Annotated in this window: 21 protein-coding genes; 12 read left to right on the forward strand and 9 right to left on the reverse strand. The window is 59.6% G+C overall.

Features of this window, described 5'->3' with window-relative positions; all coding sequences use genetic code 11:
- Positions 1–41 precede the first annotated feature (41 nt).
- Positions 42–953 carry a GntR family transcriptional regulator gene (locus tag ACY8D3_RS07720; protein ID WP_462383068.1) on the forward strand — a complete coding sequence of 304 codons (912 nt, stop codon included), beginning with the start codon at positions 42–44 and terminating at the stop codon, positions 951–953.
- Between the two features lie 77 nt (positions 954–1,030).
- Here the strand turns inward: ACY8D3_RS07720 and ACY8D3_RS07725 are convergent, their stop codons facing one another.
- On the reverse strand, positions 1,031–2,566 hold the full coding sequence (locus ACY8D3_RS07725) for a UxaA family hydrolase (RefSeq protein ID WP_462383070.1): 1,536 nt from the start codon (positions 2,564–2,566) through the stop codon (positions 1,031–1,033).
- A 234-nt stretch (positions 2,567–2,800) separates the two neighbouring features.
- Here ACY8D3_RS07725 and ACY8D3_RS07730 point away from each other — a divergent pair, with 234 nt between their 5' ends.
- The 6 genes from ACY8D3_RS07730 to ACY8D3_RS07755 all read left to right on the forward strand — a co-directional run bounded on the left by ACY8D3_RS07730 (position 2,801) and on the right by ACY8D3_RS07755 (position 8,830).
- Positions 2,801–3,304, forward strand: a complete 504-nt coding sequence (locus tag ACY8D3_RS07730; RefSeq protein ID WP_462383072.1) for a TRAP transporter small permease — start codon at positions 2,801–2,803, stop codon at positions 3,302–3,304.
- A 33-nt stretch (positions 3,305–3,337) separates the two neighbouring features.
- Positions 3,338–4,621, forward strand: coding sequence for a TRAP transporter large permease subunit (locus tag ACY8D3_RS07735; RefSeq protein ID WP_462383074.1), 1,284 nt, complete (start codon positions 3,338–3,340; stop codon positions 4,619–4,621).
- 105 nt (positions 4,622–4,726) lie between these two features.
- Complete coding sequence (locus ACY8D3_RS07740) at positions 4,727–5,740, forward strand: TRAP transporter substrate-binding protein (protein ID WP_462384290.1); 1,014 nt, start codon at positions 4,727–4,729, stop codon at positions 5,738–5,740.
- A 51-nt stretch (positions 5,741–5,791) separates the two neighbouring features.
- A complete protein-coding gene (locus tag ACY8D3_RS07745; RefSeq protein ID WP_462383076.1) occupies positions 5,792–6,706 on the forward strand; it encodes an NAD(P)-dependent oxidoreductase in 915 nt (304 codons plus the stop codon).
- Positions 6,703–7,557 carry a fumarylacetoacetate hydrolase family protein gene (locus ACY8D3_RS07750; RefSeq protein WP_462383078.1) on the forward strand — a complete coding sequence of 285 codons (855 nt, stop codon included), beginning with the start codon at positions 6,703–6,705 and terminating at the stop codon, positions 7,555–7,557. The genes ACY8D3_RS07745 and ACY8D3_RS07750 overlap by 4 nt, the downstream gene beginning before the upstream one ends.
- 40 nt (positions 7,558–7,597) lie before the next feature.
- Positions 7,598–8,830: an alpha-hydroxy acid oxidase gene (locus ACY8D3_RS07755; RefSeq protein WP_462383080.1), complete on the forward strand. Its 1,233-nt coding sequence runs from the start codon at positions 7,598–7,600 to the stop codon at positions 8,828–8,830.
- Between the two features lie 121 nt (positions 8,831–8,951).
- Here the strand turns inward: ACY8D3_RS07755 and ACY8D3_RS07760 are convergent, their stop codons facing one another.
- From ACY8D3_RS07760 to ACY8D3_RS07780, 5 genes are all read right to left on the reverse strand, one after another.
- Positions 8,952–9,998 carry an Ldh family oxidoreductase gene (locus ACY8D3_RS07760; RefSeq protein WP_462383081.1) on the reverse strand — a complete coding sequence of 349 codons (1,047 nt, stop codon included), beginning with the start codon at positions 9,996–9,998 and terminating at the stop codon, positions 8,952–8,954.
- 13 nt (positions 9,999–10,011) lie between these two features.
- On the reverse strand, positions 10,012–11,535 hold the full coding sequence (locus ACY8D3_RS07765) for a tripartite tricarboxylate transporter permease (RefSeq protein WP_462383083.1): 1,524 nt from the start codon (positions 11,533–11,535) through the stop codon (positions 10,012–10,014).
- A gap of 10 nt (positions 11,536–11,545) precedes the next feature.
- Positions 11,546–12,061 carry a tripartite tricarboxylate transporter TctB family protein gene (locus ACY8D3_RS07770; protein WP_462383084.1) on the reverse strand — a complete coding sequence of 172 codons (516 nt, stop codon included), beginning with the start codon at positions 12,059–12,061 and terminating at the stop codon, positions 11,546–11,548.
- Positions 12,062–12,072: 11 nt separating this feature from the next.
- Positions 12,073–13,068 carry a tripartite tricarboxylate transporter substrate binding protein gene (locus ACY8D3_RS07775; RefSeq protein WP_462383086.1) on the reverse strand — a complete coding sequence of 332 codons (996 nt, stop codon included), beginning with the start codon at positions 13,066–13,068 and terminating at the stop codon, positions 12,073–12,075.
- 165 nt (positions 13,069–13,233) lie between these two features.
- Positions 13,234–14,226, reverse strand: a complete 993-nt coding sequence (locus tag ACY8D3_RS07780; protein ID WP_462383088.1) for a LysR substrate-binding domain-containing protein — start codon at positions 14,224–14,226, stop codon at positions 13,234–13,236.
- Positions 14,227–14,359: 133 nt separating this feature from the next.
- On the opposite strand from ACY8D3_RS07780, the gene ACY8D3_RS07785 reads away from it, so the two are divergent.
- The gene (locus tag ACY8D3_RS07785) at positions 14,360–15,556 is read left to right on the forward strand and encodes a fumarylacetoacetate hydrolase family protein (RefSeq protein WP_462383089.1); all 1,197 of its coding nucleotides are present in this window, start codon (positions 14,360–14,362) and stop codon (positions 15,554–15,556) included.
- Positions 15,557–15,574: 18 nt separating this feature from the next.
- Here ACY8D3_RS07785 and ACY8D3_RS07790 read toward each other — a convergent pair whose 3' ends face one another.
- On the reverse strand, positions 15,575–16,507 hold the full coding sequence (locus ACY8D3_RS07790) for a LysR family transcriptional regulator (protein WP_462383091.1): 933 nt from the start codon (positions 16,505–16,507) through the stop codon (positions 15,575–15,577).
- Positions 16,508–16,622: 115 nt separating this feature from the next.
- On the opposite strand from ACY8D3_RS07790, the gene araD1 reads away from it, so the two are divergent.
- The gene (gene araD1, locus ACY8D3_RS07795) at positions 16,623–17,615 is read left to right on the forward strand and encodes an AraD1 family protein (protein WP_462383093.1); all 993 of its coding nucleotides are present in this window, start codon (positions 16,623–16,625) and stop codon (positions 17,613–17,615) included.
- Positions 17,616–17,740: 125 nt separating this feature from the next.
- Positions 17,741–19,324 (forward strand): aldehyde dehydrogenase (NADP(+)), encoded by a 1,584-nt coding sequence (locus ACY8D3_RS07800; RefSeq protein ID WP_462383094.1) that lies wholly within the window; start codon positions 17,741–17,743, stop codon positions 19,322–19,324.
- Positions 19,325–19,516: 192 nt separating this feature from the next.
- Here ACY8D3_RS07800 and ACY8D3_RS07805 read toward each other — a convergent pair whose 3' ends face one another.
- The gene (locus ACY8D3_RS07805) at positions 19,517–20,470 is read right to left on the reverse strand and encodes a LysR family transcriptional regulator (RefSeq protein WP_462383096.1); all 954 of its coding nucleotides are present in this window, start codon (positions 20,468–20,470) and stop codon (positions 19,517–19,519) included.
- Positions 20,471–20,626: 156 nt separating this feature from the next.
- On the opposite strand from ACY8D3_RS07805, the gene ACY8D3_RS07810 reads away from it, so the two are divergent.
- Together ACY8D3_RS07810 and ACY8D3_RS07815 are read left to right on the forward strand one after the other, a co-directional pair.
- On the forward strand, positions 20,627–21,766 hold the full coding sequence (locus tag ACY8D3_RS07810) for an iron-containing alcohol dehydrogenase (RefSeq protein WP_462383098.1): 1,140 nt from the start codon (positions 20,627–20,629) through the stop codon (positions 21,764–21,766).
- 59 nt (positions 21,767–21,825) lie between these two features.
- Positions 21,826–22,614, forward strand: coding sequence for an SDR family oxidoreductase (locus tag ACY8D3_RS07815; RefSeq protein ID WP_462383100.1), 789 nt, complete (start codon positions 21,826–21,828; stop codon positions 22,612–22,614).
- Positions 22,615–22,636: 22 nt separating this feature from the next.
- On the opposite strand, the gene ACY8D3_RS07820 is transcribed toward ACY8D3_RS07815, so the two are convergent.
- Entirely contained in the window at positions 22,637–23,083 is a 447-nt protein-coding gene (locus ACY8D3_RS07820) for a globin domain-containing protein (RefSeq protein WP_462383102.1), read from the reverse strand.
- Between the last annotated feature and the right edge of the window lie 24 nt (positions 23,084–23,107).

The raw sequence follows: 23,107 nt of genomic DNA on the forward strand, positions 1-23,107 counted from the left end.
AATTATCAGAGTTGATCGCATCAAGCATCAAGAAAGGAAGATTGAAGCCAGGTACTTTATTATTGGAAGGCGCCATAGCGGATCTTTTTGAAGTTAGCCGGTCGCCCGTTCGGCAAGCGCTTGCCCGGCTTCATGAGCAAGGGCTGATCAGTACATTTGACGGGCGGGGTTATCTCGTAGGCGATGGCTCGGTGGGCCCACTTCGTTCCAAGCTGGACGCAGGTGCTTTCGAGGCTTTGGAAGATGCTGGCCGGCCTACCAGAGTGCAATCATGGGAAAGCGTATACGACGATATTGAACGGACGCTTTTACATCATTCGCTTTTCGGTCCGAGTCGGATCAACGAACTAGAGCTTTCCCGGCATTTTGGAATTAGCCGGACGGTCTCCAATCAAGTACTGACTCGGTTACAGCTGATGGGGCTGCTGGATCGGGACGAGCGTCAGCGTTGGGTATTGCCGGAGTGGGATGAACGGCGGCTGGCGGACCTTTACGAGATCCGCCGCCGAATAGAGCCCTATGTACTCCAGCGCGCGGCTGAGTACCTGCCCGTAGCAAAGCTGGAACGTTTCATAGCCAGGCTCCATCAGGCAGTTGAGCAATACCCGGATATGGAGAGCCGCGCGTTTGACGATCTGGAAAGTGATCTGCATATACGTACTCTGGGCTATTGCCCGAACCGGCAAATGCTGGACATCCTTCAACGTACGCACTCATTGCTGCTATCCGGTAAGCACATACTCCTCGATAAGAGCTATTTCCCTGAGGATGAACCTTTCTTCAAAGAGCATCTGGAAGTTTTCGAGAGTCTGCAGCGAAAGCGACCAGATGAAGCCGCTGAGGCGATGGAACAGCATTTGATAATTGCTGAACGAAAGGTGGGGCACCGGATGATGCAATTCAAAACGAATAACCGCGTAGAACCAGTTGCCTTTCTCGAGCGGACTGAGTGAGTGATTCCATATAAGTTGAAATAAACTGACGGCGGTTATTGGAAATTCGCTTATGCCGCCGTCAGACTCAAATCAATTCAGGTAACTGCGCCTACAGGCCAAGGCACGAACTCATTGTCGCCGTAGTCATAGCTCTCACTACGGGACAGCTCTCCAGACGCTATCTGGATGATGGATTCAAATATCCGTTCACCCGCCTGCGCAATACTTTCGCGCCCTTCGACAATGCCTCCGCAATTGATGTCCATGTCTTCTTCAAGGCGTAGGAACATTTCACTATTGGTAGCCAGTTTAATACATGGAGCCGGCTTGAATCCGGACACCGAGCCTCGCCCTGTCGTAAAGCAGATGATGGTTGCGCCCGAGGCAATCTGGCCCGTGACCGAAACCGGGTCATACCCAGGACTATCCATGAAGACGAAGCCCTTTTCCGTAATAGGCTCGCCGTATTCATAGACTGCGTTCAGCGAAGTAGAGCCGCCTTTGGCAGCCGCGCCCAAGGACTTCTCCAGAATCGTAGTCAGGCCGCCTGCCTTGTTTCCAGGCGACGGATTGTTGTTGAGTTCAGCACCGTTGATAGCGGTGTAGTTCTCCCACCAGCGCAGCCGGTCGAGCAACTTCTCTGCTACTTCATGACTGATGGCTCGCTGGATTAGCAAGTGTTCGGCACCATAGATTTCTGGCGTTTCGCTCAGGATCGCCGTCCCGCCATTACGTACCAGCAAGTCCGCCGCATAACCCAACGCCGGGTTAGCGGTGATGCCGGAATAGCCGTCTGAGCCGCCACATTCCAAGCCCAGCATGATGTGCTCGACACTCTCTTCAGTGCGTTCCAGGCGTCCCACCGCCTTGGCCACGGCCTCCACTTGATCGATCGCCTTCTCGATACTTTTGCGCGTACCCCCGGCATTCTGGATGTTGAAGACGCGAAACGTATCGGTCTCCTCCAGCGAATGCTTTTTCATCAGCGACGAGATCTGATTGGTCTCGCAGCCGAGCCCGATAATCAGCGCACCTGCGATGTTGGGGTTGCGCGCATACCCCCAAATGCTCCGTTCAAGAAACTTGAACCCTTCAGAGTCGGTGTTGACGGCGCAGCCCCCACCATGGGTCAAGGCCACTACGCCATCGATGTTCAGCGAGCGGAGCAGGGGGGAATCCTTGAAGTGCGAAGCGACGGCGCGGGAAACAGTGGCTGAACAGTTCACAGTCGAAAGGATCGCGATGAAATTGCGGGTACCGACACGGCCATCGGCGCGCCGGTAGCCCATGAAGCGGCGGCGCTGCTCGGACGGCAGTACGGGAGTCCTGGGTATCGGTGGAGGCAACGCATCACTGGAGTGCGTGGCCGGCATTTCCACATTGTGCGTATGAACGTGTTCACCGGCGCGAATCGCGCGGCTGGCTATGCCGATCACTTGTCCGTATTTGAGTACCGGCGCGCCCGCAGCGATATCGCGCCGCGCGACCTTGTGCCCGCTGGGAATGTCTTCGAGCGCGGCGAGGCCAATTTCCTGGATTTCGGTGCCTTTGGCGATAGGCCGGCGTGCGACGGCGACAGCGTCGTCGTCGCTCAGGACGACAACGGATTGATGCGAAGTGATCAGTTGCATGGCGGCTGTTCTCGGTTTTGTTGTTATGACGTGGTGAGTGATCTTGGCAAAAATGAACATTGCATGCAATGTCTGCCGGTGCTAAGGTCGATTTCAATGGCGCTGACCGCCAGTCCACAAAAACAACAGGCAAAGGTCATCCCGCATGGTTACTACGCGTAGTAAAACCGCAGCTCTTATCTTGTTCAGTGGCGTCGAGCGTTTGGCCCCCGCAATTACTCGGAGGCTCGGCTGATGCAGCGAATCGTCGAAGCGTATTTCTCGCTACTGAAGCTTCTTGCTGTCCTGTGCCTGGTCACCATGGTCGTGCTGGTGTTTGGCAACGTCGTTCTGCGTTACGGCTTCAACCAGGGCATCACCGTCTCCGAAGAGCTCTCCAGATGGGCCTTCATATGGCTCACCTTCCTCGGCGGTATCGTGGTGCTGCGCGAGCGTGGCCACATGGGCGTGGATGTGCTGATAAGCCGTCTGCCCAGGCTCGGCGAGCGGATCTGCCTGATCCTCGCTCAGCTGCTGATCCTCTTTTGCTCACTGCTTTTCCTGAAGGGAAGCTGGGTGCAGATGCAGATCAACCTGAACTTTCCTTCGCCCGTCACCGGTTTCTCGATGGGATGGTTCTACGGATCAGGTGTGGTGTTTGGCGCTTCCGCGGCGCTTATAAGCCTGTACGAAATCGCCCGTCTGTTGGTGCGCAAAGACATCAAAGAACCGTCGCGCGACCTCGAAACGCATCTCTGATTTTCCTGATAACAAGAACAACGGAGTGAGGCCATGGCCATCATCGCCATATTCGTTTGCTCGCTGATCGGCACCATGGCCATTGGCGTACCCATCGCGTTCTCGCTGATCCTGTGCGGGATCGCCATGATGTATTACCTCGATCTCTTCGACGCCCAGATCATCGCCCAGAACCTGATTAACGGCGCCGACAGCTTTCCGCTCATGGCAGTCCCGTTCTTTATGCTGGCAGGCGAACTCATGAACGCCGGTGGCCTGTCGAAGCGCATCGTGAATTTGGCTGTCGCGCTGGTTGGCCACATCAAGGGTGGGCTGGGGTACGTGACCATCCTCGCGGCCTGCCTGCTCGCCAGTCTTTCTGGTTCGGCTGCGGCAGACGCTGCGGCGCTTGCCGCGCTGTTGGTACCGATGATGGTCAAGGTCGGCCATGACCGTGCCACCGCGGGCGGGCTGGTAGCGTCAGCCGGCATCATCGCGCCGGTGATTCCGCCATCGATTGGACTGATCCTGTTCGGCGTCGCTGGCAACGTCTCGATCACGAAGCTCTTTCTCGCAGGCATCGTGCCCGGCCTTTTCATGGGCGTATCGCTGTGCTTCGCCTGGTACCTGGTTTCCCGCCGCGAGACGATCCAGACAACGCCCCGTGCGTCGAAGCGTGAGGTTTTGAAAGCGCTTGTAGATGGAATCTGGGCGCTCATCCTGCCAGTCATCATTCTTGTCGGGCTGAAGGCTGGCGTTTTCACCCCGACGGAAGCGGGGGTTATCGCAGCGGTCTACGCGCTCTGCGTCTCGCTCTTCATCTACCGCGAACTGCGCATCAGCGACCTCTATGACGTGCTGCTGAGGGCCGTCACGACCACGGCAATGGTGATGTTCCTGGTGGCGTCGGCCATGGTTGCCGCGTGGGTCATTACCGTGGCAGACCTTCCGGGCGAGGTGATTGCGCTGATGGAGCCGCTCATGGACAGCCCTCGGTTGCTCATGCTGCTGATCGTCGTGCTCATCGTGCTGATCGGCATGGCCATGGATATGTCGCCAATCATCCTGATCCTCGCTCCGGTGATGCTGCCGGTGGCAGTGGAGGCCGGGATCGACCCGATCTACTTCGGTGTGCTGTTCGTCATGACGTGTGCCATCGGCCTGATAACGCCTCCGGTTGGGCTCGTGCTGAACGTGGTTGCTGGCGTCGCGCGAATCGACCTCGTCGCCTTGATCAAGGGCGTCATGCCCTTTCTCATCGCGGAGCTCCTCATTATCGGTCTGCTCATCGCCTTCCCTGACCTATTGCTTGTGCCGGCGGGCTGGCTGGGCGGCTGAACGAACAATGCCATTGGCCCATCGTTTCGCATGAGCGAAACGGGGTCAGCGACACATACCTGATCAAATGAAAGACACCAATAACAAGAGGAAGCTGTCGTGAAAATGATCCCTAAAGCGCTTACTGCACTGCTCTGTTCAGCTCTGATGTTCTCTTCTGCCAGCAACGCCGCCGAAGAGATAAACCGCCACAACTTCAAGATTGCCTTCGTGCAGGCCAAGAACCACCCGCACGGCCTGGGCGCTCAGAAGTTCTCCGAGCTGATGAAGGAGAAGAGCGACGGAAAGATGAAGGTCATGGTCTTCGCCAGTGGCACGTTGGGCGGCGATACCCAGGTCATCTCGTCACTGCAGGGCGGGACGGTCGACATGACACTGGTGACGCCCGGTCTGCTCACCGGAATTGAAAAGGGGTTTGGCCTGTACGGCATGCCGTTCCTGTTCCAGACCTCCCAGGAAGTCGATGCGGTTCTGGACGGCGAGGTAGGGCAGAAGTTGCTGGACCGCCTGCCACCGCATGGCTTGATCGGCCTTGGATATTGGGACCACGGCTTTCGCCATGTCTCCAACAACGCACGCCCGATCAAAACACTTGAAGACCTCAAGGGCCTGAAGATCCGCGTCCAACAGATCCCCACCGCCATCGAAACCTTCAAGGCACTCGGCGCCAACCCGGTACCGATGTCCTTTACCGAACTGTACACCGCGCTTGAGACCGGCACGGTCGACGGTCAGGAAAACCCCTTGGCCGCCGTCGAGACGTCGAAGTTCTACGAGGTACAGAAGTATGAGTCCCTGACGGGGCACTTCTACGACCCACTCGTTGCGATCTTCAGCAAGAAGACCTGGGACAAGCTCAATGAAACCGAGCGTCAGCTGGTGCGCGAGGCGGCGACCGAGGCGCAGGCCTACGAGCGCAAGGTGTCGCGTGAGATGGACGTCACCTCGCGTAAGGCCCTGACCGATGCCGGGATGCAGGTGAACGACGTTGCGCCCGAGGAGATCGAGCGGATGCGTGAGCACCTCAAGCCCGTTACCGAGCGTTTCACTCAAGAGTATGGCCCCGATCTGGTCGGCGAGGTGATGGCTGAGATCCAGAAGGTACGCGACAGCCAGTAATCACCTCGGCGGCCGGGCCAGCCTGGCCGCCAACCACGCGAGGACTGTTCCATGAAAGATTTGAAGGTGGGGTTTGTTGGCCTTGGGCTAATGGGGCGTGCCATGGCGGGGCATATCCTGCGTAATGGCTACCCGTTGAATGCGATCGCCAATCGCAATCGCGAACCACTCGAAGCGCTGGTCGCAGCCGGTGCGAAAGAGGCTGGCTCTGCGGCTGCGCTTGCCCGTGAATCAGACGTGATCCTGCTCTGCCTTCCGGGCTCGAAGGAAGTACTTGAGGTGCTGAATGCCGATGGCGGCCTTCTCGAAGGGCTGGGGCAGGGCAAAATCGTGGTCGACTGCAGTACAGGTGATCCGAGCCAGACAGCTGCCATCGCCGCTGCGGTAGCGGCAACGGGAGCTGGCTACCTGGATACGCCGGTCAATCGGACGCCCAAGGAAGCGGCTGAGGGGCGTCTGAACGTTCTCGCCGGTGGCGACCCTGATTTGCTGGCCCAGGTTCGTCCGATCCTGGAAACGTTTTCTGAAACCCTGCACCACCTTGGCCCCGTCGGGTCAGGCCACAAAGCCAAGGTCATCCACAATTTCATCGCGCAAGGGAACGCAGCCATTCTTGCCGAAGCGTTCACCGCGGCGGCTAAGAATCACATCGACCTGGCTGCGTTTGCCGACATTTGCAGTCTCAGCGGTGGATATAGCCGGACGTTCGAACGGATCATCCCGTTCGTGCTGAGCGGCGATGATTCCGGCCAGCGGTTCGCGATCGCCAATTGCGAAAAGGACATGCGCTACTACACCCAGCTGGCCAAAAGCTCGCCGTCTACAGGCATCGTCGCAGAGTCTGTCTACCAGACGTTCCTGCTCGCAAAGAGCCTCGGCCACGGGGACAAATATGTACCTCATCTTTTTGATGTCCTGGGCGAGATCAACCAGGTGCGCGTTCGAGCCGGGGAGGGCGACAAATGAAGTTCGTTAGATACGGCACCAAGGGCCAGGAAAAGCCTGGTGCGCTGGATGCTCAGGGAAATATTCGAGACCTTTCCAGCCTCCTGCCGGACATCACCGGGGCGGATCTGGCGACGGGGCGTCTGAGCGCCTTTGACGCGAGCAAGTTGAACACGCTTCCGATCGTCGAAGGTAACCCCCGGCTTGGAACCCCTTGGGGAGCCATCGGCAAGATCATCTGCGTCGGCCTGAATTACGCCGATCATGCCAAGGAGTCAGGCCTTCCGGTGCCCAGCGAGCCGGTCCTCTTCACGAAGGCAATCAGTGCGATCAATGGTCCGTTTGACGAGGTCATGCTGCCTCGGGATTCGCAGAAGACCGACTGGGAAGTCGAGTTGGGCATCGTGATTGGCAAGCGGGCGAGCTACGTCGATCGTGCCGCTGCGCTGGAGCACGTCTTCGGATACTGCATCGTCAACGATGTATCGGAGCGTGCCTTTCAGCTTGAAAGAGGCGGTACCTGGGACAAGGGCAAGGGCTGTGACACCTTCGCGCCGATCGGCCCCTGGTTGGTGACCGCCGACGAAATCAAGGATGTCCGGGATCTTGATCTGCAGCTATCGGTGAATGGTGAGATCTGCCAGAAGGGCAATACGCGAACCATGGTCTTCGGCGTTGACGAGATTGTGAGTTACATCAGCCAGTTCATGACGCTCGAACCGGGCGACCTGATTTGTACCGGAACCCCTCCGGGTGTGGGAGCCGGCATGCAGCCGCCCCGGTTCCTGGCAGCCGGTGACGTGATGCAGCTGTCCATCTCCAGCCTGGGCGAGCAACGTCAGCATGTTGTGACCTGGTCCCCCCGTACCTGACCAACCGGCGGCAACGCCGCCGACTCCTTTCGAGCAAAGCATGATCAAGAGAAGGCTTTATCCCGGCCGGGACTATCGTCGTGCCCAGAATATAGAAGAGCTGCGCGAGATCGCCCGACGCCGCCTCCCCAACTTTTCCTTCGAGTATCTCGAAGGCGGCGCCGATGATGAATTTACCCTCCGGCGCAACCGGTCCATTTTCGAGGCCATCACGCTGCAGCCACGAACGCTACGGTCCGTTGGGGCACGCGATCTTCGTCGCGATTTCTTCGGTGTCGAGTCGGCGCTGCCCTTCATGATCGGGCCGACTGGTTTCAATGGGTTGCTGACGCATCAGGGCGATCTGCGTCTGGCGGAGGCGGCCGCCAAGGCTGGCATTCCATTCGTATTGAGCAACGCGTCCACCATAGCCATCGAGGATATCGCGGCGGTCGAAGGCGTGCGGGCGTGGATGCAGATCTACCTCTATCGGACCCGTGACCACGTGGCCAAGCTCGTAGAGCGGGTATCCCGGCTAGGCCTCGAGGCGATCATGGTTACGACCGACAGCGCGATCTTCGGAAATCGTGAGTGGGATCGCCGCAACTATATTCGTCCGCTCAAGCTCGACTTTCGGAACCGGTTGGACACTGCCCTTCATCCGGAGTGGATCTGGGATGTTCTCGTCCCGCACGGTGTGCCGAGATTCAAAAACCTCGGGGATCTATTGAAGCCCGGCCAGGACTCTGTAAAAGGGGCTGCCAGTGCCCTTGCAGCGGAATTGGACCCGACGCTGGCGTGGGAGGATATCGCCTGGCTGCGCGACATCTGGAAAGGCAAACTCATCGTCAAGGGCATCATGCATCCAGCCGACGCACACATCGCGCTGAATTATGGCGTGGACGGGCTGGTGCTTTCGAATCATGGCGGCCGCCAGCTTGATGGCGCGGTCTCTGCCATGGAAACCCTTCCTGACGTTGCCCAGATCGCACGCGGTCGGATGCAGGTCTTCCTGGACGGAGGCTTTCGCCGCGGCAGTGATATCGCCAAGGCTTTGCTTCTTGGTGCTGACGGCGTGCTGATAGGGAGGGCAGGCCTTTACGGCCTTGCTGCAGGCAAGGGGCCGGGCGCGAGTCACGCCATAGACATACTGCGTACCGAGTTGGACCGGACCGTAGGGCTGCTCGGGTGCTCGAATCTGAGCGAACTGACGCCCGAATTGATCCACGCCCCGGCGTGGCAGGCAAAGGCGCAGGCGCTCCACGATGCAGCCGAGCCGGTACTGGAGCGGTGATCAATGCCGGGATGGCCTAGGGCGGCCATCCCGGCAAGCTTGCCTGCCGAAGCGGCTCGACACCTTGCTATAGGCGGGCCATTCGCGTGTTGCGTCTTCCCGACCCGTTCGAGCGGCTACGTTAGACGGTGCACTCAATCCCCGCATCGGTCGCTGCACCCCGTACAGCGTCGATCACGTCGTTAGGCAGTGGTATGCCTTCCTTGCGATATCGTTCCCGGCGCTGAAGACCAGCATGGCCCGGGAGGCGGACCGGCTGTCCCGGCGTTCTTGGTCGGCTGGCGCGGCAGCGCTCGACGAAATGGCTCATTTCGCCCTCGAATGCGTCCAGGCCTCCAAAGTGGCGCGGGTCAAGAACCATCACGCAAACAGCCGCACCCCAGCCGCTGGGCGCATCGCGACGGCCGAACCCACCCAGCCCCGCCGTCAGCGCTTCAACCATGGCGCCAAGCGCAAAGCCCTTGTGTCCGAACTCGAGACCGCCCAGAGGGAGGATGCTTCCCGGAGGGGTCGAAAAGAGCGCATTGGGGTCTCGGGTCAGCGCGCCCTGGTTGTCGAGCAACGTCGCATGGTCGAGCTGACCGCCGGTGGCGCGCGCCTTGTTTACCAGGCCGTTGGTGACGTTCGACATGCTCACGTCTATCAGGATCGGCTCATCACCATTAGGAATACCGATGGCGATAGGGTTTGGTGTGTACACCGGATCGAGTCCACCAAACGGTGCGACGGAGGCCACTGCGGGATCGGAGGTATAGATGATTGGCATCAGGCCTCGATCGGTATAGGGCTTCAAATAAGCGGCAAGGCACGCGATATGGTGAGAGCGACGGATATTCGCGACCCCGATTCCATAAACCTCTGCCGCGGCCGCGGCGGAGGTCAACGCGCATTCCACACTGTAGGGGCCTAACAGGTAGTTGGCGTCGTACTGCACAACGACAGGTGTCTGGCTAACGATGTGCAACGACGCTGCATCCGTCTTCGCATGGCCGCTACGGATATCCTTGAGGTAGCCCTGAGCCAGCTTCACGCCATGCGTGTGATGCCCCATCAGATCGCCTTCGAGGAGTATGCGAGTGACCGTCGACGCGACATCCTCTTCTGCCCCAGCCTCTGCGAACAAGCGGTAGATCAGGTTCTCCAGTCCAGCGGCATCTACGACAGTCATTCAGGCGTTCCCTCTATTCATGGGCTAATGGGGTGTGCCGCCGACGGTATCTCAGCCAACCGCGTGACAGTACCGGAAACAACAGGATCAGGATGACCAGCGCACCCAGGGTCGCGCTGATGGGCCGTTCGAAGAAGGCCAGGAAATTGCCATTCGACCTCATCATGGAGGTCATGAAATTGGTCTCCAGGATATTGCCGAGTACCAGACCGAGGATGGCCGGTGCGATGGGAAAGTCCGAGTTCGCCAGCAGGTACGCAACGACACCACACGCGAGCATGATCCAGATATCCGCTACCGAATTGTTGATGGCAAAGGCACCGACAATGCAGAACGCCAGGATGATCGGCATCAGTAGCTTGGCCGGGGTGACGGCGAAAACGTGTGCGCTTCGGATGGCCAGATAGCCAATCGGGATAAGAATGAGGTTGGCCACGAAGAACGCAGTGAACAGTCCGTAGGCCATCTCTGCGTTATCCAGAAAGATGGTCGGCCCAGGGTTCATTCCCTTCATGTAAAGCACACCGATCACAATGGCCGTGATCGAGTCGCCAGGAATACCGAAGACCAGTGCAGGAACCCAGGCACCGCATATCCCGGCGTTGTTCGCCGAGCTGGCATCGACGATACCTTCCATATTGCCCTTGCCATAGGTCTCGGGGGCCTTGGATCGCTTTTTGCTGATGGCATAGGAAATCCATGCCGCAATATCCGCGCCTGCGCCGGGGAGGGCGCCGATCAGGACGCCAAGCGTGCTGCCGCGGGTGAGGTTGCGCCAGTACTTCGCCAGGTTGCCTGGTACCTTCCCAAACACACTACCTGACTGCTGAAGCGTGGCGTTTTCGACAGGGTGGCGCCCGTCTTTCTGGCGACGGGCGTATAGCTTCATGACCTCATTGAGCGCGAAACAGCCGATCATTACCGGAATGAAATTGACGCCTGCCATAAGGTCCGGGATTTCGAAGGTGAAGCGCGGCGTACCGGTCACCATATCGAGGCCTACCGTGGCGAGCAGCAGCCCTAGCATCAATGACAGGAAGCCCTTGACCGGGGACCCCGGCGCGATGAACACGGCGCTACTCAACCCGAGCACGGCGAGCCAGAAGTATTCGAACGAGCTGAAGTTAAGCGCGAACTCCGCAAGCGAAGGCGCCACCATGATAAGGACGAGGGTGCCCGCAAGCCCTCCGATCACGGAGCAAATGAGATTGGTGCCAAGGCACTCGCGGACGCGACCCTGACGTGCGAGGGCATGGGCGTCGGTCACATACGCTGCAGACGCCGGCGTTCCCGGTATGTTCAGGTATGCCCCGGGTATGTCGCCGGCAAAGATGGCCATGGCGGCGGTCGTGATGATTGCCGCGATCGCAGCCGTCGGCTCCATGTAAAACGTGATCGGCACCAACAGCGCCACTGCCATCGTTGCGGAGAGACCGGGAACGGCTCCTACGAACACGCCGAATACGGCAGCGACAACTATGACCAGCATCGTTTGAAGGTTGAAGACCAGCAGCATGCCGTCCAGGATTTCTGCCATGTAAAACTCCTCAGATGCCCAGTGGGCCGAGCGGCAATGGCACCGATAGCAGTCGTGTGAAAGCGAGCGTGATGAGAATGGCAGCGGCTACGGCAAGCGACGCCGAGAGCAGCGTCTTCACGCCGCGGACGCGAAACAGTACGAACATCCCCAAGGCGAGCGTGGCGGCGGTTCCAAGCAGATCGACGACGAAGATGTAGCCCACCACAACCAGCACGGGCAGTACGACGGCGAGCGAAGGAAATTCGAAAGGTATAGCCGCCTGGCTATTGGCGTGCGTGCGGATGATCTGTCGCACCGACGTGGCGCTAAGCCATATGCCTCCGCCAACCATCCCGAAACCAATCAACGTCGGGAATAGATCGGCGCCATACTGCATACCACCAATCGCATCGAACGAACGCGCCATGACGATGACGGCGACGCCCAGCGCTGCGAACGCTAGTCCTAGAATCAGATCCTTCATGGATTCAAGCCCCGTCTTGGACGTGAAGAAAAGCGTGTCGCCAGGGTCACTTGGCGACACGGCCAGCTGCTTTATTTCTTCATGCCAATCTTCTCGATGATGCCGCCCATGTAGGCATCGTTTTCCTCGAGGAAGGTTTTGAAGTCCGTCGGGTTACGCCATTCCATTCCGAACCCTTGCTTGCTCATGTACTGCTGATACGTGTCGCTCTTGTACGCCGCTTCGAGAGCGGTACCCAGCCTTTCCACGATCGCAGGGTCCATGCCTTTGGGGCCTGCTACGCCTCGCCATTCGCCCAGCGAATATTCGCTACCGATACTTTCCTTGATGGTTGGAATATCAGGGAATGCCGGGTTGCGTTCCGGCGATAGCACGGCGAGGCCCTTCGCCTTCCCGGCGTCGATCATCGAGCGTGCTTCCGGGACGGAGGAGGGTACGATCTCCAGGTTGCCCGCCGCGAGTTCTACCATCGCTGGCGCTGCTCCTTGGCTCGGAATCCAGCGCACGTGGTCAGGGGCGATGCCCTGGTCGAGCAGCAACCCGGCGAATGCAACGTGCCAGATGCCGCCCATACCTGTGCCGGAAGCACTGAACGTACCCTTGGGCTTTTCCTTGATCGCTGCCAGTAACTCGCCCACGTTCTGGTAGGGTGCAGCCGCAGAGATTTGAACCCCGGCGTAGTCATAGTTAGTCAAGGCAAGCGGCGTGAAGTCCTCCCGGGTAATTTTCGTGAGGCCCTGCCAATGCAGCATGTTCAGCTCGCCGGTGATGAAGCCGAGCGTATAACCATCCGGCCGTGCACTGGCCATCGCCGTGTGGCCGACCACACCGCCGCCGCCAGGTCGATTGACCACGTTGATCGTCGTGCCCAGCTCTTTCTCCAGTGCCGCGGCGATGCCACGAGCAGCGGCGTCGCTTCCGCCGCCCGCTGCCCAGGGGACGATCAGCTGTATTGGTCGCTCGGGGTAGTCTGCGAATGCCAATGGAGACGTGAAGAGGGAGGAAAGCAGTAGTGCTTTCAGCGGGCGCAGAAGGAAGGGCCGACCCTTACGGTCTTTTGTATGCATCGACTGTCACCTATTGAAATTATTGTTAGTGATCCGGTCGGGCCGCGATTGAATCGCAGAGCCGGAGCTTGTCGCGTCGCGTCTTCCATGAGGGAGCGCACAGCCACACGCAACCCGAAATTAGGTGGCCGCTCCCGCCATGTCTAATGATCCTTTTTCATCGGGCTATAACATGGGGTTATTGCTATCAAGCGTTCCGGCAAGATCACGGAGAATTCGGGCGAAAGCCTCTGCGTTGGGCGACAGCGGCTGATCAATAGGGATCAGCAGCCCGTAGCCCAGGGTAGCCAACTGAAGCTCCGCGTTGAGCCTGCATAGCCGGCCACTGCTTAGCTGTTCGTCGATGATAGTCTCCGGCAAAAGGGCAATTGCCTGGCTTTTTTCAAGCACGCGCAGCGTCGTTTGCACGGACGTGGTATCCAGGCTGTTGTCGGGCAGGGCCAGCTTGTGATCGCCGAACGCCTGCTCGAGCATCCGCCGAAGGGGTGTATTCGGCGGGTAAAGAACCCATGGCCAACGACGTAGTTCGTCTGCTGAGATACCTGCCTGCCCCTGAAGCGGATGGCCTGCTGCTGCCGTCAGTACAAAGGGCTCATGGTAGAGCGGTTCGTAACTGAACAGCCTTTGCTGCAGTGGGTTCGTATATCGCCCCACCACGAGGTCCAATTCCTTGTGTTCAAGCATCGCAAGCAGGTAATCGCTGGTTTGCTCTACCAGTTCCACCGATAACAGGGGGCGCTCCTGCTTCAGCTTGAGGATAGCCTCAGGTAGTGCGCTGGCCGTTGCAGCAAAGATGGCGCCTACCCGGAGTTGGCCGAAGCCCCCGCGTCGCAGGTTCTCCAGTTCTCGGTCGAACCGGGTGCAGTCGTTGAGCGTGCGGCGTGCAAATTCGATGACCACCGCGCCGAGTTCCGTTGGCACCAACTCACGCGGCCTCCGATCGAACAGGGGCACACCCAGCAACTGTTCGATATCTCGAAGCATCTTGCTGACCGCAGGTTGACTCAGCCCCATCCGCTCCGCGGTGGAATGCATGTTGGCGGTTCGGCCCAGGGTATCGATCAGCACCAGATGCCGTAGGCGAAGCCAGTTCTGCAGCGCGGGCCGATGCACGTGGGTGCGCTTGTATCCGCTTGCATCGTCCGATAACGGATCCATATCGCTCCTTGAGGAATTGTCATTGGATGGCTGCGCCGTGCGCTGGCTATGGTCGCATAGCCCCTGGCCGATCTCTACGCACGTCCTGATTCCTGGCCAGAGGCATGTATCCGCAGATAAGGACAATAATTCAATGCCGAAGCCTCTTTCTCTCACCGTCGAAAACACACTGCCGCAGGATGGCTTCACCGGATTGCTAGTCGGCCGCGCCTGGCTCCCGGGCGCGGGACCTTCACCGATCCTGCTGAGCGAAGACGGCATCCACGACCTCACCGCGCTCGCGCCTACGCTTTCATCGCTCTTCGAGATCCCCAACCTTGCCGAAGCGCTTCGGCGTATCGAAGGTGCGACCGTCTGTAGCGTGGAAGCACTGCTGGGCAATAGTGGCGAGGAGCATGATGGGTCACTGCCGCGGCTGCTGGCGCCAGCGGACCTGCAGGTGGTCAAGGCGGCGGGTGTCACATTCGCATCCAGCATGGTCGAACGCGTCATCGAAGAACGGGCCGGCGGCGATCCCCAGAAGGCCGAAGAAATCCGTGCAAAGGTGCAGGCTGTAATCGGCGATAACCTGCGAGCCGTCAAGCCGGGCTCGGACAGTGCCAGCGCGCTCAAGCAGGTGCTTATCGATCAAGGCCTATGGTCGCAATACCTGGAAGTAGGCATTGGCCCGGACGCCGAGATCTTTACCAAAGCGCCGGTCCTTGCCTCGGTTGGCAGTGGTACGGAGATCGGCATACATCCCAAATCGGAGTGGAACAACCCGGAGCCTGAGGTGGTTCTCGTGGTGAACTCTCGAGGGGACGTGGTAGGCGCGACGCTGGGGAACGACGTCAATCTTCGCGATTTCGAGGGGAGAAGCGCGTTGTTGCTGAGCAAGGCAAAGGACAACAATGGCTCCTGCGCCATCGGGCCCTTCATTCGGCTCTTTGACGACAGCTTTGGCATGGACGACGTCCGTAATGCAGAAGTGGATCTGTGCGTTGAGGGTCAGGACGGCTTCGTCCTTAAAGGGCGTAGCTCGATGAGTCAGATCAGCCGAGATCCGCTGGATCTGGCGCGGCAAACCCTAAACGCCGACCACCAGTATCCCGACGGTTTCTTGCTCTTCCTCGGGACCCTTTTTGCCCCGACCGAGGACCGCGATCACCCTGGTGGTGGGTTCACACACAAGCTGGGCGACCACGTCAGCATATCGAATGCGTTCCTGGGCACCCTGCATAATCGTGTGAATCACAGCAACCGAGTCTCGCCATGGACGTTTGGCATCGGCGCGCTGATGGCGAATCTGGCGGGACGGGGCTTGCTTGTTGACCACCAGACGGCCCGGTAGTCCGAACGCCGAGGGAAATCAGGTGTACGAACCGAGTTCTGCCAGTTCCCGCATCAACAATTCTGCGGGTGGCGACAGTGGTACGCCGCGCCTGACGATGACACCGTAGGGTTCATTTCTGGCGGCAATCGTGAATGGCACACGTTTCACCAAGCCGAACTCGATACCGAATGTCGCCACCTTTGACGGCACGAGTGCCAGGAGCGTTGGATCTTCATTCAGCAGCGAGAGCATCGTGAATGTGGAGGCGGTCTCGATCCCGTATCGGGGTACGTCGAGGCCGGCCGCCGCAAACTCGCGCTCGAGCAATAGCCTCATGGGCATGCCGATGGGGTAGGTGACCCAGCTGTGCTCTGCCAGCGCTTCTATGGTGACATCGCCTCGAGCTGCCAGCGGATGTTCGGGATGCGCCACGATCTCTACGGCCTCGTCATGCAACGCCAGGCAATCATAGGCGTCGGGCCGACGGCTCACTGTGCTGCGGCAGATGGCGAGGTCGAGCCTGCCTTCGTCCAACAGAGCAAGGAGCCGTGCGCTTGTGTCTTCTACGATCTCGATCGAAAGGGCCGGCTGGCTCTGCCGCAGCCTTTTGACCATTTGAGTGAGCAAGGGGACGGCGCCCATGATCACACCCACCGATAGACGCCCACCCTGGCCTTCGAGAATACCGACCATTTCCTCACGCAGATGCGCAAGGTCACTGTGGATCAAGCGCGCACAGCGGATTACGCAGCGACCAAGGTCATTGGCCTGAAGGCCCTGGTTACTACGCACGAACAGGCTGGCACCAAACGCGGCTTCGATGTCGTGCAGCGCTTTGGTAGCGCCGGGTTGGCTGATGGAAACCAACTGCGCCGCTCGATGCAGCGAGCCCTGTTCGTCCAGCGCGATGAGCAGCCGAAGGTGCTTGAGCCGAAGCCGCGAAACGATAGCGTTCAGGGAGGAAAGCATGGTGATAAGGGGAGGTTATCGCTCAATCAGGAGCCGTCATTAGGCAGCAATCCGCAGGGTTTTTAAAGTGAAGGGGTACGCGGTATGCCCGCAGCCATAAGAACAAGGACTCTTTATGCGATTGGTGCAGTTTGAGAATGAGCAAGGCGAGCGTCACGTAGGCGTTGTCGACGGCGACCAGCTGGGGATCGTCAATGGGGTGGCCACGGTACGAGAACTGGCCCTGATGGCCATCCGTAGCGGGGTCGGTCTTGTTGCACAGGTCGAGTCCCTGGGTGTTGGGCCTGGGCCGCGCTACCGTGACCTGCTGGATGCCAACCGCGTATTGCCGCCACTGGATCATCCAGACCACGCGCATTGCTTGGTCAGTGGTACCGGCCTGACCCACCTGGGGAGCGCGTCTACGCGAGACAAGATGCATCAGCAAGCTGCGGTCGACGAGAACGTCACCGATACCATGCAAATGTTCCGCTGGGGGCTCGATGGCGGACGGCCCGCGGCCGGTGAGGTGGGCGCGCAGCCCGAATGGTTCTACAAGGGCGATGGCAGCATCGTGGTTCGCCCCGGCGAGGATTTCCCGGTCCCCGAGTTTGCGGAGGACTTCGGCGAAGAGCCCGAGCTGACGGGCCTGTACGTCATAGGCGATGACGGTAAGCCTTACCGCATCGGCTTCGCGCTCGGTAATGAGTTTTCGGACCATGTCACCGAGCGCAAGAACTACCTCTATCTGGCACATTCCAAACTTCGGTATTGCGCGTTCGGTCCGGAGCTACTGGTTGGCGAGTTACCGCGGCATTTGGCCGGCACCAGCCGCATCCTGCGCAACGGCGAAACGCTTTGGGAGAAAGAGTTCCTGTCAGGCGAGGACAATATGTGCCACAGCCTGGAGAACCTCGAATATCACCACTTCAAATATGCGCAGTTCCTACGTCCCGGAGACGCGCACGTACATTTCTTCGGGACGGCCACATTGTCCTTTGCCGATGGCGTGAAAGCTCAGCCTGGCGACACGTTCGAGATTTCGCTCGAGGCATTCGGCGAGCCATTGCGTAACGGTATACGGGTACATGCCGTCGCGACGCAGCCGGGCGGAGTCAAGTCGCTCTGAATGATAGGGCTGCGGCAGCGTAGGCCCAGCCCTATCAAGAAAACCGCTGCACCAACCGCTGCTTGCCCGGGCGTCTTGGTTAATGCGCACGTGCCGCTTGAACGGCACTGAAGAGAGGAAATGAAATGCCTGAGATCCTGGGCCACAACTATATTGGTGGTGCACGAAGTGCCGCCGGATCCGAAACCGTCAAGAGTTTCGACGCAACGACGGGGGAGGCACTGCCCTTTTCGTTTGCGCAAGCAACCCATGAAGAAGTCGATGCGGCGGCTAAAGCGGCTGCGTCAGCCTACGCGGTTTATCGAGCTCATCCGTCGGAGAAACGAGCAGCGTTCCTCACGGCCATTGCCGACGAACTGGATGCGCTGGGCGAAGACTTCGTCGAGCTGGTGACACGCGAAACGGCGCTCCCAGCGGCGCGCATCAAAGGCGAGCGCGCGCGAACGAGCGGGCAGATGCGACTGTTCGCGGAGGTGCTGCGTCGCGGCGATTTTTATGGCGCGCGCATAGATCGCGCGTTACCGGACCGTAAGCCACTGCCGCGGGTCGATCTGAGACAGTGCAGGCTGGGCATTGGTCCGGTCGCCGTGTTCGGCGCGTCCAACTTTCCATTGGCCTTTTCGACCGCGGGCGGAGACACCGCGGCCGCCTTGGCTGCTGGTTGCCCCGTAGTGTTCAAGGCACACAGTGGGCATATGGGTACGGCGGAGTATGTCGCGGATGCTGTCATGCGCGCTGCGAGAAAGACCGCGATGCCTGACGGCGTATTCAACATGGTGTACGGCTCCGGCGTGGGCGAGGCCCTCGTGAAACACCCGGAAATCCAAGCCGTAGGGTTCACGGGTTCGCTGAAGGGTGGACGTGCTTTATGCGACATGGCCGCCGCGCGGCCTACGCCCATCCCCGTATTCGCAGAGATGAGTTCGATCAATCCGGTCGTCCTACTGCCCGAAGCGTTGAAGGCTCGTGGGCCAAACATTGCCAATGAACTGACCGCTTCGGTCACGATGGGCTGCGGCCAGTTCTGTACGAATCCGGGCATGGTGATCGGGATTCGTTCACCCGAATTTACTGCGTTCCTTGAGCGTTTCGTGGCGACCATGGAAGAGCAACCACCGCAGACGATGCTCAACGCCGGTACGCTAAAAAGCTACCGGCGCGGGCTGGCCACGATGGAAGCGCACGCGGGGGCCCGCGGCATCGCTGGTAAAAAGGCGGAAGACGGGAACCAGGCGTCGGCTCATGTGTTTCAGGCAGACATGGCGTTACTGCTCGAGGGAGACGAACTACTTCAGGAGGAGATATTCGGACCGACCACGGTTGTCATCGAGGCGGCTGACCGTGCAGAACTCCTGCGTGGCCTAGGTGCGTTGCGGGGCCAGCTGACGGCGACCATCATTGGCGAGGAGAGTGATCTGTCCGGCGCGGGTGACCTGCTCGCGCTGCTGGAGCAAAAGGCCGGCCGTGTGCTGTTCAACGGCTACCCGACAGGCGTCGAGGTATGTGATGCGATGGTCCATGGTGGGCCGTACCCCGCAACGTCCGACCCACGGGGGACATCCGTAGGGACACTCGCTATCGACCGCTTCCTGCGACCGGTGTGCTACCAGAACTGTCCGGATGCGCTGTTACCGGACCCGCTGAAAAACGCGAATCCTCTCGGCATCCAGCGGCTGGTTGACGGAGAGGCAACCAGAGGCGCCATCTGAGCCGTCGCACGGGCGGGTGCAGGCATTCGGCGGCTTGAATCGCCTGCATTTGCCACTAACCTTCGCACTTTTAGCGCGCGAAGCCTGTCGCCATCGGCAAATGCCATGCTCGGAGGATGCATAGCCGGTTACCTCCGAGAGGCTTCGCTGGATACTGCCGCTGTACACCGTCAGCCAAACGACCAGCAGTGGTCAGTTTTCGTCAGGACTGAACATCGCCTGTGGCCCATCCTTCGTCAGCTCATCGATCAATAATTGGGCCGCGGGTGTACGGCTGACGCCGTGACGCGTAATGAGCTCATAGGGTTCGCTTGGATTGCGCAAGCATAAGGGCAGGATTGTGGTGATACCGAACCTGCTGCAAAAGCGCGCGACATCCAGAGACACCAATGCCACAAACGACGGGTTCTCCTGCAGCAAAGCGAACGTGGTAAAGGCAGAGGTCGTTTCCAGCAAATGAATGGGGAAGGGAAGCCCCGCATCGTGGAACTCCCGTTCAAGCGTGACACGCATCGGCATATTGGCCGAGTACACCACCCACCGTGAGTCGGCCAGGTCATTGAGAGCCAGCGAAGTGCGTCCGGCAAGCGGGTGCTCGCGGTTGGCGATGACCGCCAACGTTTCCTCCCGGATCGGCTGCGTGCAGTACAGGTCGGGCCGCCGACTGATGCTGGTTCTGCAAACAGCCACGTCCAGCCGACCCTGATCGAGCAGTTTCAGCAGCCTGACGCTGGTGTCTTCGACAATTTCGATCGATAACGCGGGCTGTTGTGCCAGCAACCTGCTCAGTGCATCGCTGAGGAAAGGGACCGCGCCCATTATCGTGCCCACCGCGAGGCGACCGCCTTCACCTTGCAAGATGCCGATCATCTCATCACGAAGGTGAGCCAGATCCGTACGGATCAACTTCGCGTACCGAATCGCGCAGTAGCCCAGATCGTTCGGCTCCAGGCCCCTGTTTGTTCGCTTGAACAAGGTTGCGCCGAACGTTGATTCGATTTCCTGAAGCGCCTTGGTTGCACCGGGCTGGCTGATCGCGACGTGCTCAGCCGCCTTGATCAACGACCCCTGCTCACCAAGCGCGATGAGCAATCTGAGATGTTTGAGGCGAAGGCGAGAAAAGATGGACGCAACGGATGGGAGCATTCTTGCTATAGCCTCTAGTTATATTTCTATCAGGGGCTCTCATTAGTCACCGCAGACGCCGGGCGCTAGGGTTCGTTCAGGTGCCGCACTGCCGCTTACTGCACATCCGTCGAGCGGAGCGGGCTCATTCAGTATAAGAACGATCAAGGAGTTCCCGTGGCTCTCATCAACTACCTTACCCAAGTTCAGTTCGGATTTGGTGCTGTAGATCTGCTTCAGCAGGAATGCGTACGCCTTGGCATCCACCGGCCCCTGATCGTGACGGATCAGGGCGTGCGCAATGCAGGCATTGTCGATCGAGTTCTCGCCACGCTGGACGAAGCCCGCGACGAGGCGATCTACGACCAGACGCCGTCGAACCCTAACGAAGCCGCCGTTCGCAACGCCTCCGCGATGTATCGAGAAGGCGGCTACGACGGCATCATTGCGATCGGCGGCGGCTCCTCGATTGACCTGGCGAAGGGGGTCGCGATCTGCGGCACCCATGACGGCCCGCTAAAGCAATTCGCAGTAATCGAGAATGGCATGGCGCGTATCACTTCCGCGGTCGCGCCGGTGATTGCCATTCCAACCACGGCCGGTACGGGCAGTGAAGTGGGCCGCGGCGCCATTCTGATTCTCGATGACGGGCGTAAGGTCGGCGTCCTGTCGCCGTATCTGATCCCGCGGCTCGCAATCTGCGATCCTGAACTGACCTTAGGCCTACCGCCGATGTTGACGGCAGCCACTGGCATGGACGCGGTTGCGCACTGCATGGAAACCTTCATGGCGCCCGGTTTCAACCCTCCGGCAGACGGCATCGCGCTCGATGGGCTGCGCCGCGCATGGGCCCACATCGAGCGGGCGACCCAGGACCCCTCCGACAGAGATGCCCGCCTGAACATGATGAGCGCTTCCATGCAGGGTGCCATGGCCTTCCAGAAGGGGCTCGGCTGTGTCCATAGCCTTAGCCACTCGTTGGGCGGAATCAACCCTAAGCTTCACCACGGCACGCTCAATGCCATATTCCTTCCGGCCGTTGTTGCGTTCAACGCGAGTGCGGAGACCATGGAAACGGAACAGAAGCTGCCGCGAATGGCACAAGCCATGGGCCTGGCAAGCGGCGATGATGTCATTCCGGCCTTGCGCGACATGAGGACCAGGCTCGGGCTTCCGAATGGACTCAGCCAGCTGGACGTAGACGATTCGCTATTCCCAAGGATTATCACCGGAGCGCTGGCGGACCATAGCCATAAAACGAACCCACGCGAAGCGACTAGCGAGGACTACAGGCAAATGTTGGCGTCGTCACTGTGAATGGACCCTGGCTTCGCTTCGCGGTATAGCTGGTGCTCTGACCAAAAAGGGTAATGGATATGGATCTGGGTATAGCGGGACGATGGGCGCTTGTATGCGGAGCGAGTCAGGGACTGGGCCGCGGCTGCGCTGATGCGCTCGCAGCGGAAGGCGCAAACCTCGTGATTAATGCGCGCCGCGTCGAGCCACTGGAGTCAGCCGCTGCTTGGCTGCGCGAGCGGCATCCTGACATCGAGGTAAGAACCGTCGCCGGCGACATCGCCCTCGCTGCGGTACAAGCGAGTGCGCTAAGTGCCGCGCCGCGTCTCGATATCCTCGTTACGAATGCGGGGGGACCACCCCCGGGTGACTTCCGCAGTTGGTCCCGCGACGATTGGCTCGCGGCGCTGGATGCGAACATGCTCACGCCAATCGAGCTGATCAAGGCATGCGTGGACGACATGGCAGCACGCGGCTTCGGCCGCGTCGTCAACATCACGTCGGGCGCGGTGAAGGCACCGATCGATATTCTCGGATTATCCAACGGCGCGCGCAGCGGTTTGACGGGCTTCGTTGCGGGTTTGGCGCGTCAGCCACAGCTGGCTGCCAACAACGTGACCATCAACAACCTGCTTCCTGGTGCGTTCGATACGGATCGGTTAAACAAGACCATCGCGGTATCGGCAGCTTCGAGCGGCGTGTCCGAAGAAGCGGTGCGTGCCGCGCGTGCCGATGGCATTCCGGCGCGTCGCTTCGGGTCGCCAGCCGAGTTCGGTGCATTCTGTGCATTTCTTTGCAGTAGCCATGCAGGCTATCTGACAGGACAGAACATCCTGCTCGACGGTGGCGCATACCCCGGCGTTCACTAACGCCGGAGCATGTTCAAGGAACCTACGCCGGCTCGCCGTAAAGCCGCTTCTCGCGATTGATCATCACGTTCGCCAGATACCAGTACGCCTCGCCCCATGCATCCAGAATTTCTTGTGTCGCAGCGTCGCCCAGGACGTCCTTGATGGCAGGCAGAAGGGCTTCAGCGACGGCAGGGTAGTGTTCGGCCTTGACGTGCGTCGCGACATGTCGAGCACAGATCTTGTCTACCGCGCCCTGAATGGCATCGAGGTTATCCGCGTTCTGGGCAAATGCCAGGATGGCGCCAGCAAGGCGACGGGGTTGTTCGCCAGACCGGTGAGCAGCCTCGTCGAACAGCTCTTTCACATCCGGGTGTGCGTGGAACAGGCGTTCATACATGCGGGTGGTAATGGCTACCCCATGTTCCTGCAGGGCAGGTGCAGTCGACTTGATCACGCTAATGGTCTGCGGGGAAAGGGTGTCGCTCATCAGGCTCGCTCCAGGCTAGGTAGT

This window comes from Pseudomonas sp. Marseille-QA0892 (assembly GCF_054950135.1).

Excerpts from the sequence above, each read along its gene's own strand:
- ACY8D3_RS07725 (WP_462383070.1), bottom strand. The coding sequence starts at position 2,566 with ATGCAACTGATCACTTCGCATCAATCCGTTGTCGTCCTGAGCGACGAC.
- ACY8D3_RS07730 (WP_462383072.1), top strand. The coding sequence starts at position 2,801 with ATGCAGCGAATCGTCGAAGCGTATTTCTCGCTACTGAAGCTTCTTGCT.
- ACY8D3_RS07735 (WP_462383074.1), top strand. The coding sequence starts at position 3,338 with ATGGCCATCATCGCCATATTCGTTTGCTCGCTGATCGGCACCATGGCC.
- ACY8D3_RS07740 (WP_462384290.1), top strand. The coding sequence starts at position 4,727 with ATGATCCCTAAAGCGCTTACTGCACTGCTCTGTTCAGCTCTGATGTTC.
- ACY8D3_RS07745 (WP_462383076.1), top strand. The coding sequence starts at position 5,792 with ATGAAAGATTTGAAGGTGGGGTTTGTTGGCCTTGGGCTAATGGGGCGT.
- ACY8D3_RS07750 (WP_462383078.1), top strand. The coding sequence starts at position 6,703 with ATGAAGTTCGTTAGATACGGCACCAAGGGCCAGGAAAAGCCTGGTGCG.
- ACY8D3_RS07755 (WP_462383080.1), top strand. The coding sequence starts at position 7,598 with ATGATCAAGAGAAGGCTTTATCCCGGCCGGGACTATCGTCGTGCCCAG.
- ACY8D3_RS07760 (WP_462383081.1), bottom strand. The coding sequence starts at position 9,998 with ATGACTGTCGTAGATGCCGCTGGACTGGAGAACCTGATCTACCGCTTG.
- ACY8D3_RS07765 (WP_462383083.1), bottom strand. The coding sequence starts at position 11,535 with ATGGCAGAAATCCTGGACGGCATGCTGCTGGTCTTCAACCTTCAAACG.
- ACY8D3_RS07775 (WP_462383086.1), bottom strand. The coding sequence starts at position 13,068 with ATGCATACAAAAGACCGTAAGGGTCGGCCCTTCCTTCTGCGCCCGCTG.
- ACY8D3_RS07780 (WP_462383088.1), bottom strand. The coding sequence starts at position 14,226 with ATGGATCCGTTATCGGACGATGCAAGCGGATACAAGCGCACCCACGTG.
- ACY8D3_RS07785 (WP_462383089.1), top strand. The coding sequence starts at position 14,360 with ATGCCGAAGCCTCTTTCTCTCACCGTCGAAAACACACTGCCGCAGGAT.
- ACY8D3_RS07790 (WP_462383091.1), bottom strand. The coding sequence starts at position 16,507 with ATGCTTTCCTCCCTGAACGCTATCGTTTCGCGGCTTCGGCTCAAGCAC.
- araD1 (WP_462383093.1), top strand. The coding sequence starts at position 16,623 with ATGCGATTGGTGCAGTTTGAGAATGAGCAAGGCGAGCGTCACGTAGGC.
- ACY8D3_RS07800 (WP_462383094.1), top strand. The coding sequence starts at position 17,741 with ATGCCTGAGATCCTGGGCCACAACTATATTGGTGGTGCACGAAGTGCC.
- ACY8D3_RS07805 (WP_462383096.1), bottom strand. The coding sequence starts at position 20,470 with ATGCTCCCATCCGTTGCGTCCATCTTTTCTCGCCTTCGCCTCAAACAT.
- ACY8D3_RS07815 (WP_462383100.1), top strand. The coding sequence starts at position 21,826 with ATGGATCTGGGTATAGCGGGACGATGGGCGCTTGTATGCGGAGCGAGT.
- ACY8D3_RS07820 (WP_462383102.1), bottom strand. The coding sequence starts at position 23,083 with ATGAGCGACACCCTTTCCCCGCAGACCATTAGCGTGATCAAGTCGACT.